The organism is Microbacterium sp. GXS0129 (genome assembly GCF_044769785.1).
In the GTDB taxonomy this organism is placed as follows: domain Bacteria; phylum Actinomycetota; class Actinomycetes; order Actinomycetales; family Microbacteriaceae; genus Microbacterium; species Microbacterium nymphoidis.
In genome coordinates this window covers 82,068-96,439 of the sequence record NZ_JBIZVZ010000001.1, presented here as the reverse complement: position 1 = coordinate 96,439, position 14,372 = coordinate 82,068, and the positions used below count along the sequence as shown (strand labels likewise).

At 68.1% G+C, this 14,372-nt stretch carries 14 protein-coding genes; 7 read left to right on the top strand and 7 right to left on the bottom strand.

Annotated features, from left to right (window positions below; genetic code table 11):
* The first annotated feature begins 92 nt into the window (after nucleotides 1-92).
* The 6 genes from ACIQJ5_RS00460 to ACIQJ5_RS00435 all read left to right on the top strand — a co-directional run bounded on the left by ACIQJ5_RS00460 (nucleotide 93) and on the right by ACIQJ5_RS00435 (nucleotide 7,681).
* A complete protein-coding gene (locus ACIQJ5_RS00460; RefSeq protein ID WP_231090979.1) occupies nucleotides 93-1,664 on the top strand; it encodes an ABC transporter substrate-binding protein in 1,572 nt (523 codons plus the stop codon).
* Between the two features lie 127 nt (nucleotides 1,665-1,791).
* Complete coding sequence (locus ACIQJ5_RS00455; protein WP_231090980.1) at nucleotides 1,792-2,754, top strand: ABC transporter permease; 963 nt, start codon at nucleotides 1,792-1,794, stop codon at nucleotides 2,752-2,754.
* Entirely contained in the window at nucleotides 2,751-3,599 is an 849-nt protein-coding gene (locus ACIQJ5_RS00450) for an ABC transporter permease (RefSeq protein WP_231090981.1), read from the top strand. Before ACIQJ5_RS00455 ends, ACIQJ5_RS00450 begins: the two co-directional genes overlap by 4 nt.
* The gene (locus ACIQJ5_RS00445) at nucleotides 3,596-4,390 is read left to right on the top strand and encodes an ABC transporter ATP-binding protein (RefSeq protein WP_231090982.1); all 795 of its coding nucleotides are present in this window, start codon (nucleotides 3,596-3,598) and stop codon (nucleotides 4,388-4,390) included. Before ACIQJ5_RS00450 ends, ACIQJ5_RS00445 begins: the two co-directional genes overlap by 4 nt.
* Nucleotides 4,387-5,217 (top strand): ATP-binding cassette domain-containing protein, encoded by an 831-nt coding sequence (locus ACIQJ5_RS00440; protein ID WP_402839709.1) that lies wholly within the window; start codon nucleotides 4,387-4,389, stop codon nucleotides 5,215-5,217. The genes ACIQJ5_RS00445 and ACIQJ5_RS00440 overlap by 4 nt, the downstream gene beginning before the upstream one ends.
* 244 nt (nucleotides 5,218-5,461) lie before the next feature.
* Complete coding sequence (locus tag ACIQJ5_RS00435; RefSeq protein ID WP_402839707.1) at nucleotides 5,462-7,681, top strand: hypothetical protein; 2,220 nt, start codon at nucleotides 5,462-5,464, stop codon at nucleotides 7,679-7,681.
* A gap of 47 nt (nucleotides 7,682-7,728) precedes the next feature.
* Here the strand turns inward: ACIQJ5_RS00435 and ACIQJ5_RS00430 are convergent, their stop codons facing one another.
* The 3 genes from ACIQJ5_RS00430 to ACIQJ5_RS00420 form a co-directional block, all read right to left on the bottom strand.
* Nucleotides 7,729-8,544, bottom strand: a complete 816-nt coding sequence (locus ACIQJ5_RS00430) for a shikimate 5-dehydrogenase (RefSeq protein WP_402839704.1) — start codon at nucleotides 8,542-8,544, stop codon at nucleotides 7,729-7,731.
* A gap of 72 nt (nucleotides 8,545-8,616) precedes the next feature.
* Complete coding sequence (locus tag ACIQJ5_RS00425; protein ID WP_402839702.1) at nucleotides 8,617-8,946, bottom strand: nuclear transport factor 2 family protein; 330 nt, start codon at nucleotides 8,944-8,946, stop codon at nucleotides 8,617-8,619.
* 24 nt (nucleotides 8,947-8,970) lie between these two features.
* Entirely contained in the window at nucleotides 8,971-9,726 is a 756-nt protein-coding gene (locus ACIQJ5_RS00420) for an SDR family oxidoreductase (protein WP_402839700.1), read from the bottom strand.
* A 165-nt stretch (nucleotides 9,727-9,891) separates the two neighbouring features.
* Between ACIQJ5_RS00420 and ACIQJ5_RS00415 the strand changes: the two genes are divergently transcribed.
* Complete coding sequence (locus tag ACIQJ5_RS00415; RefSeq protein ID WP_402839697.1) at nucleotides 9,892-10,272, top strand: hypothetical protein; 381 nt, start codon at nucleotides 9,892-9,894, stop codon at nucleotides 10,270-10,272.
* 85 nt (nucleotides 10,273-10,357) lie between these two features.
* On the opposite strand, the gene ACIQJ5_RS00410 is transcribed toward ACIQJ5_RS00415, so the two are convergent.
* From ACIQJ5_RS00410 to ACIQJ5_RS00395, 4 genes are all read right to left on the bottom strand, one after another.
* Nucleotides 10,358-11,251, bottom strand: coding sequence for a hypothetical protein (locus ACIQJ5_RS00410; RefSeq protein WP_402839694.1), 894 nt, complete (start codon nucleotides 11,249-11,251; stop codon nucleotides 10,358-10,360).
* A complete protein-coding gene (locus ACIQJ5_RS00405; RefSeq protein WP_402839692.1) occupies nucleotides 11,251-12,144 on the bottom strand; it encodes a hypothetical protein in 894 nt (297 codons plus the stop codon). Before ACIQJ5_RS00405 ends, ACIQJ5_RS00410 begins: the two co-directional genes overlap by 1 nt.
* A gap of 37 nt (nucleotides 12,145-12,181) precedes the next feature.
* A complete protein-coding gene (locus tag ACIQJ5_RS00400) occupies nucleotides 12,182-13,513 on the bottom strand; it encodes an MFS transporter (RefSeq protein WP_402839690.1) in 1,332 nt (443 codons plus the stop codon).
* Between the two features lie 158 nt (nucleotides 13,514-13,671).
* A complete protein-coding gene (locus ACIQJ5_RS00395) occupies nucleotides 13,672-14,274 on the bottom strand; it encodes a PadR family transcriptional regulator (RefSeq protein ID WP_231090992.1) in 603 nt (200 codons plus the stop codon).
* Nucleotides 14,275-14,372: the final 98 nt, after the last annotated feature.

The window sequence follows — 14,372 nt, the reverse complement described above, 5'->3', positions numbered from 1 at the left end:
TGTGCGCTGACACACACCGAAACAGGATGTGCGAGGTATGCACGCGCATGCCTACCCTCAGTGGACTCACCCCGAACCCTGGAGCTATGCCCATGTCACGTCGCAGAATCGCATCGACCCTCGCCCTCGTCGCGGCCGCCGGATTGATGCTCAGCGCGTGCGCGCCCGCGTCCGGGCCCTCCGAGGGCACGTCGGATGGCTCCGCCACTTCCGCGAGCACCGGCGGGGCGCTGACCTACGTCATCTCCTCGGACCCCACCTCCACCAACCCCATCAACCTCAACGACCGCTGGGGACTGACCTTCGCCAACATCGTCTACTCGCCGCTCGCGCGCGTCGAGGGCGACGGCACCGTCGTCAACGAGCTGGCCGACACCATCACCCCCGCCGAGGACGGTCTCTCGGTGACCGTGAAGCTGAAGTCCGGCCTGAAGTGGTCCGACGGCGAGCCGCTCACCGCGAAGGACGTGGTCTTCACGTACACGGAGAAGGCCAAGAAGGAGAACGGCAACGCCGACCTGCTGTGGGTGGGCGACAAGCCGATCACCGCCGAGGCGACCGATGACACCACCGTGGTCTTCCACCTGCCCTCGATCAGTGCCGCTGCGCTGTCGAACATCGCCACCGAGACCTACATCATCCCGGAGCACGTCTACGGCAAGATCACGGACTTCTCCACCTCCGATCTCGACCCCGCCGCGGTCGGATCGGGTCCGTACCAGCTGGCCGAGTACAAGCGCGGCGAGTACCTGCGCTTCGAGCCGAACCCGAACTACGCCGGCGATGCACCGCAGGTCAGCGATCTGACCCTGCGCATCGTCAGCAACGCCGACACGGTCAAGACCGCGCTGCAGACGGGAGAGGTGGACGCCTCCTTCGTCACCGCCGCGCAGGTCGAGGAGTTCGAGGGCACCGATGTCACGGTGCACCCCTACGCCGAGGGCCGCGTCGCCTACCTCGGCGTCATCGCCGCGAAGGTCCCCGATGTGAACGTGCGCCAGGCGCTGTTCTACTCGCTGGACAAGAAGCAGATCGACGACGGTGCATTCCTCAGCACGGACTACTACGAGCCGGCGTACTCGATCCTCCCGCCGAGCAACCCGTTCGCCACCGAGGACGTCCAGAAGTACGAGACGGACCTCGAGAAGGCGCAGACGCTGCTCGCCGGTGCGAAGCCGACCATCACGCTCGGCTACACCGCGGGCGACCCGGCACAGGAGACCGAGGCCACGCTGATCCAGGAGCAGGCGGGCAAGGCCGGGATCACCGTGCAGCTGCAGGCCGTGGACGGATCGGCGCTGTATGCGGACATCGAGAAGGGCGCGGGCTCCTCGTTCGACGCGTTCCTCGGCGGCTACATCATGGGCAACGACCCCGACGCGTACTCGGCGCTGTTCCGCACGGGCGCTTCGGCGAACTACTTCGCCTACTCGAACCCGGCCGTCGACACGCTGTTCGACCAGGGCACGGCCGAGCTGGACGAGACCAAGCGGAAGGCGATCTACGCCGACCTGCAGAAGACCATCGCGGATGACGCGGTCTTCTACCCGCTGGCCGACAACCTCAAGATCCTGGCCACCGGCCCGCGCGTCGGCGGCGTGGATGAGGCCGTCCTCGTTCCGATCTACACCTTCGAGCACTGGGAGAAGCTGACCGTCAAGTAACGTCGGTTTCATCCCTGTCACGCCCCGCGAGACTTCGGCATGTGGGCGAGAATCGGCGCAATGCGTGGATTCTCGCCCGCAGAGGGAAGTCTCGCGGGGTAGCCCGCTTCTGAGAGAGGATCGCCGGATGCTCCGCTACGTGCTGCGACGCATGGCGCAGCTCGTGCCGATGCTCGTGGTCATCACGCTCATCGTGTTCGTGCTCATCCACCTCGCGCCGTACGACGTGATCGACGCGATCACGACGCCGTCCATGTCGGATGAGACCAAGCAGCTCATGCGCGAGAAATTCGGCCTCGACCAGCCAATGATCGTGCAGTACGGCCTGTGGCTGTGGAACGCCGTGCGTGGCGACCTCGGCTTCTCCCTCGTCAGCCGCCACTCCGTGGCCGCCGATCTCGCCGAACGCATCCCGAACACGCTCTCCCTCATCGGTCCCGCCTACCTGACCGCCTTCATCCTCGCCATCGTCCTCGGCCTGATCGCCGGCTCCCGGCGCGGCGGCCGCCTCGACAAGGTGATCGACGGCATCTGCTCGGTGGCCATCGCCACCCCGACCTTCTGGTTCGCGCTGCTGGTGATCTACCTGTTCGGCTATCAGCTGCGACTGTTCCCGATTCTCGGCATGCACTCGGTCGGAAGGCAGGGCGATCCCGCCGACTTCCTCGCTCACTTCGCGATGCCCTATCTGGTCCTCGTGGTGGCGCTCTTTCCCGATCTCACCCGCTACGTCCGGGCCTCGACCATCGCCCAGTTCGACGACGACTACGTGCTCGTGCAGCGGGCCTACGGCGCGAGCCGGGGGTTCATCCTGTCCCGCCACGTCAGCCGCAACGTGCTGCTGCCGATCATCACGCAGCTGGGGCTGGCCCTTCCCATCCTGGTCACCGGAGCGATCGTGACCGAGAGCATCTTCGGCTGGCCGGGTATCGGGCAGTACATCCTCACCTCCTCGGCCGCACTCGACTACCCCGTGATCCTCGCCGTGGTGCTCGTGTCCGCCGTACTCACCGTGCTCGGAAACCTCATCGCCGACGTGCTGTACGCGGCCGCCGATCCGCGCATCCGGCTCACCCAGGGGGCGAAATGACCACCGTCCGCTCCGCCGATGCCACCGTCTGGCGCCGCTTCCTCCAGCGTCGCGGATCCGTCACCGCGCTGATCATCATCCTGGTGATCGCCGTTGTGTGCGTCATCTCGCCGCTGTTCGGCCTGGACGGGACCACCTCCGACATGTCCGACCGGTGGGCGGCCCCGAGCCCGGCCCATCTCCTCGGCACCGACAACCTCGGGCGCGACTACCTGGCGCGCGTGCTCAGCGGCGGCGGGATCTCTCTGTTCGTCGGGTTCTCCTCGGCCCTCGCGGCGACGCTCATCGGGATGTTCGCCGGGCTCGCGGCCGGCTACTTCGGCGGCATCGTCGACGACCTCCTGATGCGGCTGGTGGACCTGCTCTCGGCGATTCCCTGGATGCTCCTCGTGATCGTCGCGAGCGTGTTCTTCCGTCCGGGGCTGTGGACGATGGTGCTGATCATCGGGACGCTGTCGTGGATGACCACGGCGCGACTGGTGCGAGCCGAGACCCTGTCGGTGCGCGAGCGCACGTTCGTGGGCTATGCGGCGTTCATCGGCGTCCGCTCCCCTCGCGTGATCCTGCGCCACGTGCTGCCTGCCGTGGTGCCCACGATCATCGTGGCCGCGACCGCGACGATCTCCGGCGCCATCCTGACCGAGTCGGCGCTGAGCTTCCTGGGGCTGGGCATCCAGGCGCCGCTGGCGTCCTGGGGCTCACTCCTCACCACCGCGCAGGGATCGCTGCAGAAGGCGCCCCTGCTCGCGGTGGTGCCGGGACTCCTGATCGCCACCACGGTGTTCTGCGTGAACGTGGTGGGTAACGGCATCCGCGCCGCCGTCACCCGGGAGGATGAGCGATGACCGATCCAATCCTGCAGATCCGTGGCCTGAACGTCGACATCGTGCCGCCCCGGGCGGAGCGCATCGCGATCCTCCACGACGTCGACCTCACCATCGAGCGCGGCACCGTGATGGGTGTGGTGGGCGAATCCGGCTCGGGCAAGACCATGCTGCTGCGCGCACTGATGTCGATCCTGCCGCAGCGTGCCGAGCGCCGCTGGGACACCTGCCTCGTGGATGGCGTCGACCTCACGGCCCCCCGGCCCGCTCGTCCCGCGATGGCGATGGTCTTCCAGGACCCGCTGACCTCTTTCAACCCCCTCCGCCGTATCGGCGGGCACCTGCGTGAGGTGGTCCGGCGTTTCACCGCGCTGCGCGGGGCGGACGCGGAACGGGCGTGCATCGCGGCACTCACCGATGTGGGCATTCCGGATCCGGCGCGGGTGATGCGCAGCTACCCCCACGAACTGTCCGGCGGGATGCGCCAACGCGCGATGATCGCGATGGCTCTGCTCGCCGAACCGGAGCTCCTCGTCGCTGATGAGCCGACCACCGCGCTGGATGCGACCGTGCAAGCGCAGATCCTCGCCCTCATCCATCGCCTGCAGGCGCAGCGCAACCTCAGCGTGCTGATCGTGACCCACGATCTGGGCGTGGTGGCCGCGCTCTGCGATCAGGTCACCGTCATGAAGGACGGCGCCGTGGTGGAGACGGGAGCGGTCGACGAGGTGTTCGCGGCCCCGAAACACCCCTACACACGTTCGCTGCTGGCAGCTTCTCCCGGCGCCGCGACACGGGAGGAGGCATCATGACCGAGCCCCTGGTGCGCGTGAGCGGAGTGGTGAAGGACTTCACGGTCCGCGAGCGCGGACGCAAGCGCACGGTGCGCGCGGTGGACGATGTGAGTCTGGACATCCATCGCGGCGAGACGCTGGCTCTGGTGGGCGAGTCGGGCTCCGGCAAATCGACACTCGGTCGGCTCATCCTCCAGCTGGAGTCGCCGACCTCCGGGTCCATCCGGTTCGACGGTGAGGAGCTGGTGGGGGCAGGCCGCGCGGGGCGGCGAACCGCGCAACGATCGATGCAGGTGATCTTCCAGGACCCGTACTCTTCGCTCAATCCGGTGCGTTCCGCGCTGCTGCAGGTGGCGGAGCCGGTGAGCGTGCTCTCGCCCGAAAAGGACGCCGAAGCCGTCGCAACGGCGGCGCTCGCGCAGGTCGGGATCACCGGCGATGCCGTGCACCGCCTCCCCCGATCGTTCAGCGGTGGCCAGCGCCAGCGGATCGCCATCGCGCGCGCCATCGCAGTGGCACCGGCGCTGATCGTGGCCGACGAGCCCGTCTCGGCGCTCGATGTCCAGGTGCAGGCGCAGGTGACCGACCTGCTGCGGGATCTGCAACGCGAGCTGGGCCTGACATACCTCTTCATCTCGCACGATCTCGCCGTCGTGCGAGAGATCGCCACGCGCGTCGCCGTGATGTACCGCGGTCAGGTGGTGGAGGAGGGACCCACCGCCGAGATCTTCGATCACCCGCAGCATCCGTATACGCGCAAGCTCCTGGACGCGGTGCTGGTGGCCGACCCCGCCATCGCACGCGCGCGTCTGCGCCAGATCAGCGACGCCGCCACCGGCATCTGAGCGCACGGATCTCCCGCGACACCCGCGATGCGGCACGCCGGCCGGTGACCCGTCCGGCCTGGTGACGCGCCTGAGCAGGGAGCGCCCGCGAGAGCCTGACCACAGAACTGGGGTCAATCCGTCCCCCCGCGTTCCCTGCTGAACTGCCGTCGCTGAAACTTGCAGGGAGCACATCCCCACGCGTCGCCCCGATGACGCTGGGCGTGCCTTTTCGAGACCCACGTGTACAGGGAGCGTACGGGCGATGAAGCGATCAAGCGGTGTTCGGCGTTGGTTCAGTGCGGCAGGAGCGGCGGTCGTCGTGACGCTGGTGGGGGCGCTGGGCGCGCACGCCTCGACGGTCACCGTCCCCACGCCCGACAGCGGGCCGACCAGCGGCGGGACGACGGTGCTGGTTCCGGAACCGCCGTCGATCACGTTCACGGACATCGCGCAGGGCCGCGACCACGCGCTCGCCGTCGGTTCGGACGGGCAGCTCTACGCCTGGGGGTCCAACAGCTTCGGTGAGCTGGGTACCGGGGGCACGACCGCTGCAACGACACCCGTCGCGGTGCTCGCCCCGGCCGGGGTCACGCTCGGCGAGCCGGCCGTCAGCTACGGCTGGTCCCTGGCCATCGGCTCCGACGGCAGCGTCTATTCCTGGGGCCGCAACGACCGCGGTCAGCTCGGCAACGGCACCACGACGAACACGACGACCCCGGCCAAGGTGCTCACACCCCCGGGCGTGACGTTCACCCAGCCGCAGGCCGGTCAGTACACCTCGTCCGCTCTCGGCTCCGACGGACAGGTATACGTGTGGGGTCAGCCGTACGGGACCGCATACACGCCGGGCGGCGCCGCAACCGTTCCGGTGGCCACCGCGGCCCCCGGCGGCGCCACCTTCACGCGGATCAGCGCCTCGAACGCGCACATCCTCGCCCTCGCCTCCGACGGCGTGCTGTATGCGTGGGGGCAGAACGGGTTCGGCCAGCTCGGCAACGGCACCAGCACGACGTCGACGACACCCGTGCCCGTGACGGCACCGGCGGGTGTCACATTCACCGAGTTCGCTGCCGGCGCCTACTTCTCCCTCGGTCTCGGCAGCGACGGCGTGCTCTACAGCTGGGGCAACAACGACTCCGGCCAGCTCGGCAACGGGAGTACAACGTCCCGAAACGTGCCCACCCCCGTGACGGCTCCGGCCGGTGTGACGTTCTCGAACATCAGCGCGGGATACGACATCAGCTTCGCGACCGGTTCCGACGGGAACACCTACGGCTGGGGCGCCAACGGGCTGTGGATCATCGGCGATGGCTCCAACGTGCAGCGCACCACCCCGGTGGTGGTCCAGAGCCCTGCCGGCGTCTCGCTGGAGACGGTGGCATCGAGCGAGGAGCGCTCGCTCGCCATCGGGTCCGACGGCAAGCTGTATGCGTGGTCGTACCGGTACGGCACCAACGTCCCGGCGCTGTTCTGGCCGCAGGTGACGGTCACGCGCGTGAGCTTCGACGGTCTTGACGGCACATCGCTCGCCGACGCGGGCAGCGGAGACTGGAGCGTCGTCACGCCGCCCCACGCTGCCGGCCCGGTCGACGTGGTCGTGGAGTGGACGCTCAACGGAGTGGTGCAGACCCCGGTCACCTACGCCGGCGGCTACACGTACGTGGCGGCGCCCACCGTGACGACTCCGCCGGATCGCACCACCACCGTGGGCGTTCCGGCCGTCTTCACCGTCAGCGCGACGGGATACCCCGCCCCGGCCATCACCTGGGAGTACTCCCCGGATGGCGGGGTCACCTGGCTTCCGGTCTCCGGTGACGCCGCTGCGGTCGTTTCCGCCGACGGCACGACGCTCACGGTGACACCTCCCGATGTCAGCCTCGATGGACGTCAGTACCGCGCCACCGCCACCAACTCCGCAGGCTCGGCCGTCAGCGGTCCCGCAACGCTCACGGTGACACCGGTGACGAGCCCGTCAGGGTCGCCGTCGTCGACGCCCACCGGAACGACCTCACCCACGCCCACGCCGACACCGACACCCACGCCGGCACCGACACCGACACCGACACCCACGCCGACACCGACACCGAGCGGGACGGCCACGCCGTCGCCCACCCCGAGCGGCACGGTGTCACCGACACCGACCGGCACGAGTTCGGCATCGCCCACGCCGACCGTCAGCACAACACCCACACCGACCGGGACGGCGACGCCCACCGGCACGCCGTCCTCGACCGCAACCGCAACGGCAACGGCAACGGCAACGGCAACCTCGACAGCAACGGCAACGGCGACTCCGACCGGCGCGCCCACGGCGACCATGTCGTCGTCGGCGCCCGCACCGGTCACGCCCCGAGGATCCGGCGCGCTGCCCACCACCGGTGTGACCTCACCGATGGGCGGCATCCTGGGCGCGGGCGTGCTGCTCCTCGTCGCTGGTGTGACGGCTGCCCTGTGGCGCACAGCTCCGCGCCGGCGTAGCTGAGTCCGGCTCGAATAGGGGCGGTGCTGATCGATCCGGTCGCACCGCCCCTATTCCGCGCGGGAGAAGGCTGCGGCGCGGGCGACCTGATCGGCGGTGATCGTCACGCCCGTGTAGCGCTCGAACTGTCGCGCCGCCTGCTGAGCGTGAACCTCCGCTCCAGAGATCACCCGCTTGCCCGCGGCACGAGCTGCCCGGATCAGGGGCGTCTCCGCGGGGAAGGCGACCACATCGAACACCACGCTCGCCGCTGCGATGAGGGGCGCGGAGAAGGAGAGCGCTTCCGCTGTGTCGCCGGTCATCCCCAGCGGCGTCACGTTGACGATGATCTGTGCGCCCGGATGGGGATCGCTGGAGCGCCACCCGAAGCCGTAGTGGGCGGCGAGTTCCTGACCCGCGATCGCGTTGCGCGCCCACACGGTGACATCGGCGAAGCCCGCGTCCCGGAACGCGGCCACCACGGCCTTCGCCATTCCTCCCGAACCGCGCACGAGGACAGACGCCGCGGGATCGAGCTGGTTCGCCGCGATGAGCTCGGCGATCGCCTCGTAGTCGGTGTTGGCGGCGACCAGGCGCCCGTTGGTGTTGACGATCGTGTTTACCGACTGGATCGCAGCCGCTGACGATTCGAGCTCGTCGACAAGGGGAATGACGGCTTCTTTGAAGGGCATCGAGATGCTCGCCCCGCGAATGCCGAGGGCCCGGATGCCCCGCACGGCACCCTCGATGTCATCCGTCGTGAAGGCCTTGTAGATGAAGTCGATGCCGAGCTCGGCGTAGAGGAAGTTGTGGAAGCGGGTGCCGAGGTTGGAGGGACGTCCGGCAAGCGAGATGCAGAGCGTCGTGTCCTTGTTCAGGGTGGGCATGATCCATCTTCTCCCGCGATGACATGCAGATGCCCTTCGCCTCGGCGAAGCCGAAGCGAAGGGCATCCCGGATCAGCCCTCGCGGATGGTCATCCGGGTGATCTTGTCGCCGTGCACGTCGAAGACGAACTTCGACAGCCCGTTCGCGTAGTTCGAGCGCCAGTCGCCGATGACGGTGATCTCGCCATCGGCGATGGACACCGATTCGACGGTGAGGGTGCCGCGCGCGCCGATGAACTCCTTGTCGCTCCAGCCCTTGATGGCGGCGCGACCGGAGAACACCCGACCCCAGTCGTCGACGGCACCGTCTGCGGTGAAGGCGTCAAGGAATCCGTCCTCGTCGTGCCGGTTGACGGCGTCGATGAAAGCGGCGATCGGGTCGGGAACGTTGCTGCTGCTCATGTCTCTTCTCTTCCTGTCCAGGTTTTATCGGGTGGTGTAGCCGCCGTTGGCGAAGATGGTCTGCCCCGTGATCCACCAGCCGTCGGTCGCGAGGAACGTCACGATCGGGGCGATGTCCTCGATCCGGGTGAGCTGGTTCCCCATCGCCTGCGACTTGTGGAACGCTACGCGTTCGGGGGTCTCCTGGCCATAGAAGAACGGCGTGTCCATGGGGCCGGGAGCCACCGCAGTCACCGAGATCCCTCGACCGGCATACTCCTTCGCTGCGGCCCGCGTGAAGTGCTCGACGGGACTCTTCCCGCCCGCGTAAGTGGAGTACCCGTCTGTGAACGCCGCCAGCAGGGACGTGACGATGGTGATGATCTTGCCCCCGTCGGCCAGACGCGCTCCCGCCTCCTTCAGGAAGAAGTAGGCGGCCTTGGCGTTCACGTCGAACATCTCGTCGTACTCGGCCTCGGTGGTCTCCGCGATCGGCTTGCGCAGCACCTTGCCCACTGTGTTGACCGCGACGTCGATGGTCCCGATCGCCGTCTCCGCCTCGGCGAACAGCGTGGTGACGTTCGCGGGAACGGTGAGATCGCCCGCGATCACGACTCCCCTCGCGCCGGTGGCGACCACGGCCGCGAGTGTCTCCTCCGCCTCCGCGCGAGAGGACGCGGAGTTGTAGTGGATCGCGACGTTCGCGCCGGCAGCCGCCGCCTGGCGCGCAATCAGGCCGCCGAGGTTCTTCCCTCCACCCGAGATCAGGACGTTCTTGCCTTCGAGTGTGTGTTTCGTCATACGCCTTCCCACTTTCGTGCTGGGCCAGAGGCCCGTCCGTCCCCCGCGCCCGCACCGACCATAGCCACCTCGCGAGATCGGCGCTTCGGTCCTCCACAGGTGCCGGAACGCCCGCCGACCCCTAGGCTGGCCGCGACATCCCACGCCCCCGAACAGGAGTCCCGCATGGTCCGCTTCTTCATCCGCGCCGGTATCTTCCTCGGCACCGCCGCCCTCGCCCTGCTGCTGATCGCCCTGCTCGTTCCCGGAGCGAAGCTGTCCGTCGCCGGGTTCATCGTCGCGGTGCTGGTCTTCGCCGTGGCGCAGAGCCTGCTCGCTCCACTCGCCGACAAGCTCACACGCGAGCACGCGCCGGCGCTCATCGGCGGCGTGGGGCTGGTGTCCACCTTCGCGGCGCTGTTGATCGCCTCGCTCTTCCCCGGCGGGCTGGTGATCACCGGTATCGGCTCCTGGGTTCTGGCCACCGTCATCGGCTGGGTGGTCACGGCGCTCGGGTCGTGGCTGCTTCCGAAGCTCTTCCTGAAGGACGCGTCCCGGAAGCGGTGAGGGGCGATCACCCTTTCATCGTGCGCACTTGGCGCCTATCTGGCTCGAATGGGAGCCAGGTGCGCGCGATGAAACGAATGTTGTCCTAGAACGAGACCGTGACCTCGTAGGTCGCCCCGGCGGGAGGGGTCGGCGGGGCATCGGGGACGAACTCCGAGCTCACCGATTTCCAGATGCAGTCATCGGTGAACACGGGGCCTGCCGGAACCTCGACGGGCGACACGCATGCGGCGAAGAGGCGGCCGTCCACGGAGCCCAGGATGCCGACCTCCGCGATGTCGATGCCGGCGCTCAGCGTCGAGGTGAGCGAGAAGTCGGCCACCGTCTCCAGCCCGTACGCCTCACCAACCGTCACCGACCCGACCGTCAGCTCCCCCGTGACCTCGAACGCCTGCTCTTCGAACGCTGTCTGTTCGATCACGAATCGCGCGGCGCTCGGCAGATCCGCCATCATCGCGAGGCTGATCACGCCGAGTGTCTGGCCAGGACGCCAGCTGAAGGTGGTGGGCGAGCGCTCGATGATGTTCCCGTCCTCGTCGTAGGCGGTCACGTCCACGTAGACCGTGCCGGAGATCTCGGCCCCGTCCGTGCGCTCCACCGGGGCGAGCAGCTCCGTGTAGACATCGGGTTCCCACCGCGTCATCGCCAGCTCGCGCACCGTGAAGTCGGAGCGCACCAGCACCGGGACGCCCTGCGACATGAGCCGGGGCTGCGTCTCCGGCAACGGTGCCGCAGTCGGCGATCGGGTCGGTGACGGCCCCGGCGAACGGGTCGATATCGCTGAGGAGGAGGGCTTCGCGCTGGACGATGGCGGCGCGCTGGACGGACCCGACGGTGCGGCGGTGGCGCGCTGGTCCAGCAGACGGAACGTGATCACGCCGAGCGTGATGGTAGCGAGCAGCAGCACGACGGACGCGACGGCCAGGATGCGAACGGCGACGCGTCCCCGCGCAGGTCCGAGGGACCGATCCCGGCTCATCATGGGTCCACCAGTTCGAAGAAGACGTTGTAATCCGCATCCGCAGGCACGCCCTCGGCATACTTCTTCGGATCGTCGCGGGTGGCCAGGTACACCGTCATGTCGACCGTGAACGTCTGCCCGGCGGGGATGTCGGCCACCGTGTTGCCCACGACGACGATCTCACCGTCGACGGATCCCACGAGGTACACGTCGGCGAGCTTCGCCTCGGTGTCCAGCGTCGAGGCGATCGTGACCGTGGCGCGCGAGCCGCCGTCACCTTCGAGCGCCGTGATGGACAGGTCGCCGCCTGTCGCCGTCGGCTCTTCGGAAGCCGGTCCGGTCTGCTCGATGAGGATGCGATCGACCTGCGTCAGATCGCGCGGGAGGAACCCGCGAAACAGCGTCTGCTGATGCGGCAGCAGATACAGGACGCTCACGTGACGCGTGATGATCCGCCCGTCCGCGTCATAGGAGGTCACGTCGAAAGTCGGCGAGGCCGCGGTGTCGAGCGGGTTGGTGATCAACGCGTGGACCAGGCTGATCTCACCCGGTTCGGCCCGCGCGATGACGACGTCGCCGAGCTCGAATGCCGAGACCACCCCCACGTCGAAACCCTGCACCCGTTGCAGCGGCACGGGTGGCAGATCCGGAGTCGGCGTGGGGGTGGGCGTGGCGGTGGGAGAGGATGTGCGCGGTGCCGGCTCGGAGGGGGCTGTCGGCGGCATCGTCTGTCCTGCCGCTGCTCCCGCCGTCGTGGTGAGCCACGCTACGGCGGCACCGAATCCGATGGTCGTCGTCGCCAGCAGCAGAACCAGCACGGCGAGCAGCGCCACGATGCCGGAGCCCGGCGGTCGCGGCGCGACGGGGTCACCGCGACCCACGTCACTGTCGGAGAAGCCGGAGGCGACCATACGGCGCATCGTAGCGACCACACCGTCCGAGCAACAGCTACCTGCTCTCCTCCTGCACGCGCGCGGCGATCAGGGCATCGACGCGGGCCCGATCGCGGGGATAGAAGCGGTACAGCAGGCCCAGCACGCCCGCGTTCACGAGCATGAGCACGACGAGGATCCAGAAGAACACCGCCTGCAACCCGAAGGCGTCGGCAAGGACACCGGCCACGAACGTGAAGGCCGCCCAGCCGATCACCTCGAAGATGGTCAGGTAGATGACGAACCCCTGCGCTCGCAGCTCCGGCGCCATGACGGACATCAGGATGGGCCGGTTGACGCCGGGGTTGAGCCCCTGCGCCAGCCCCATCAGACCCCAGAGGGCGATGTAGAAGCCGATGGCTCCGACGTCGAACTGCGTGGCGAAGAAGGCGACGACAGCGAAGAGCACCTGCGCCGCCTGCAGGAAGACCACGCGACCGTTGCCGCCGGCACGGCGATCGATCGCCGAGACGACGAACCCTCCCCCGACGGTGCCGAGGAAGTAGCCGATGCCGAAAGGCAGCGCAACCAGGGCCGCGACGGCGTTGTCGAAGCCGCGCTCGGTCACCAGGAACTGCACGCCGAAGACACCGATCAGCAGGTGCCCGGACAGCAGGCGTGACGCCATCATGATGCTGAAGGTGGGAACGCGCATCAGCTTGACGGAGTCGGCGAACCTCGGACGGACATACTCCACGCGCTGCACCGCGGCGCCGTAGTCGGCCGCCCCCACCTGCGGCTCGCGGAACAGCACGAGCACGAGGAAGCCGGTGAGCACCAGGAGTGCGCCCACTCCCCAGAATCCCCAGCGCCAGCCCGATTCCCAGATCGAGAGCAGCCCGATGATCGGGCCGATGACCGAGCTGAGGATGGCCGAGATGCCGTACAGCATGCCGACGGCGCGGCCTCGCGCCTTGTCGTCGAAGGAGTCGGCGATCACCGCGTTGGTGATGGGGGTGAGGCCGATGACGGCGCCGGCCTGCAGCGTCTGCAGCAGAAGGAGGATGAGGAAGTTGTCGGCGAAGCCGGAGGCGGCCGCGAGCGCGCCGCTCAGCAGGGTGCTCACGAAGATCGCCTGACGACGGGAGGTGCGGTTGGCGTACCAGACCCAGAACGGGCCGAACGGGACGCCGATGAGTCGTCCGAGTGTGGACAGCAGTCCGAGCTCGGTGTTTCCGAGCCCGAGGGTCTTCGCGATCGCCGGGAACAACGTCGTGGTGAGGCTGCCTTCGCCGCTTTCGACCACCGTGACGCCGACGAGGGTGGACAGGTTCCGCCACCGTCCCGGGACGCCCGCTGCCCGCCGTGGGGTGCTGCGCTCCGGCGGCGCCGAGATGGCCGTATTCATATGAATCCCTTTCGTCATTGAAATGGTCCACGGCGAGTGCTCAGTAGTACACAAGTGGAATGGAGAAATACTCCACTAGTGGAATCCTCCTGTCAACAACGATTCTCTCGGCGGCACGTCGGACATCGCCACCGGGGGGTGGCGATGCGCATCGCGACTCAGCCCCGTGGCGCGTCGGCGCGAGATGCCGACTCCGGGACGGGCAGCGCGCCGTCCAGCAGGTCGCGCCGCAGCTCTTCGAGCTGTGCGATGTACAGGTCGATCTGCTTCGTGCCATTGACATGCAGACGCTCACCGACGGCGGCGGCCAGCGCACGGTCGAACTCGACCGTGGTGCCCGGCGCGATCGAGCGATCACGGAACCGGTACTTCGCCACCTGATCGCGCCGGGCCTCCAGCTCCACCTCGATCAGGGCGATGAGCTGGTCGGCGGTCAGATACCCCGCGAACCCGAGCCGCGCAGACAGTTCGGGATCCTGGAACCGGCTCGGCGGCACATAGGGACCCTCCAGCCAGTCGCGGAAGACCGTCATCCCCTCCGGCGTGACGCGGTAGATCTTGGCGTCCTGCGCCCCCGGCCGTTCGTCCACCGCGTACGCGACCCAGCCGCGATCAGTCATCGCCGACAGTGAGCGATAGACCTGGCTCATCGTGGTATTCGAGCGGAGAAAGCGGCCATGGGTGTCGAGGAACTTCTTGATCTCGTAGCCGGTGCGAGGGTGCTCGCCGAGGAGCCCCAGAAGGATGTGCTCGAGCTTCATGCCGACTCCGTACCGCGAAAGAGGTGTCCCGTCGAAGAATGACACAAGTGTCATCGATGGTCAACGCGAGCACGCATTGACATCGGCCCCAGTGCCGT

Coding starts and splice junctions, on each gene's coding strand:
- ACIQJ5_RS00450 (WP_231090981.1), top strand. CDS start 2,751: ATGACCACCGTCCGCTCCGCCGATGCCACCGTCTGGCGCCGCTTCCTC.
- ACIQJ5_RS00435 (WP_402839707.1), top strand. CDS start 5,462: ATGAAGCGATCAAGCGGTGTTCGGCGTTGGTTCAGTGCGGCAGGAGCG.
- ACIQJ5_RS00460 (WP_231090979.1), top strand. CDS start 93: ATGTCACGTCGCAGAATCGCATCGACCCTCGCCCTCGTCGCGGCCGCC.
- ACIQJ5_RS00395 (WP_231090992.1), bottom strand. CDS start 14,274: ATGAAGCTCGAGCACATCCTTCTGGGGCTCCTCGGCGAGCACCCTCGC.
- ACIQJ5_RS00430 (WP_402839704.1), bottom strand. CDS start 8,544: ATGCCCACCCTGAACAAGGACACGACGCTCTGCATCTCGCTTGCCGGA.
- ACIQJ5_RS00400 (WP_402839690.1), bottom strand. CDS start 13,513: ATGAATACGGCCATCTCGGCGCCGCCGGAGCGCAGCACCCCACGGCGG.
- ACIQJ5_RS00410 (WP_402839694.1), bottom strand. CDS start 11,251: ATGAGCCGGGATCGGTCCCTCGGACCTGCGCGGGGACGCGTCGCCGTT.
- ACIQJ5_RS00455 (WP_231090980.1), top strand. CDS start 1,792: ATGCTCCGCTACGTGCTGCGACGCATGGCGCAGCTCGTGCCGATGCTC.
- ACIQJ5_RS00445 (WP_231090982.1), top strand. CDS start 3,596: ATGACCGATCCAATCCTGCAGATCCGTGGCCTGAACGTCGACATCGTG.
- ACIQJ5_RS00420 (WP_402839700.1), bottom strand. CDS start 9,726: ATGACGAAACACACACTCGAAGGCAAGAACGTCCTGATCTCGGGTGGA.
- ACIQJ5_RS00425 (WP_402839702.1), bottom strand. CDS start 8,946: ATGAGCAGCAGCAACGTTCCCGACCCGATCGCCGCTTTCATCGACGCC.
- ACIQJ5_RS00405 (WP_402839692.1), bottom strand. CDS start 12,144: ATGGTCGCCTCCGGCTTCTCCGACAGTGACGTGGGTCGCGGTGACCCC.
- ACIQJ5_RS00440 (WP_402839709.1), top strand. CDS start 4,387: ATGACCGAGCCCCTGGTGCGCGTGAGCGGAGTGGTGAAGGACTTCACG.
- ACIQJ5_RS00415 (WP_402839697.1), top strand. CDS start 9,892: ATGGTCCGCTTCTTCATCCGCGCCGGTATCTTCCTCGGCACCGCCGCC.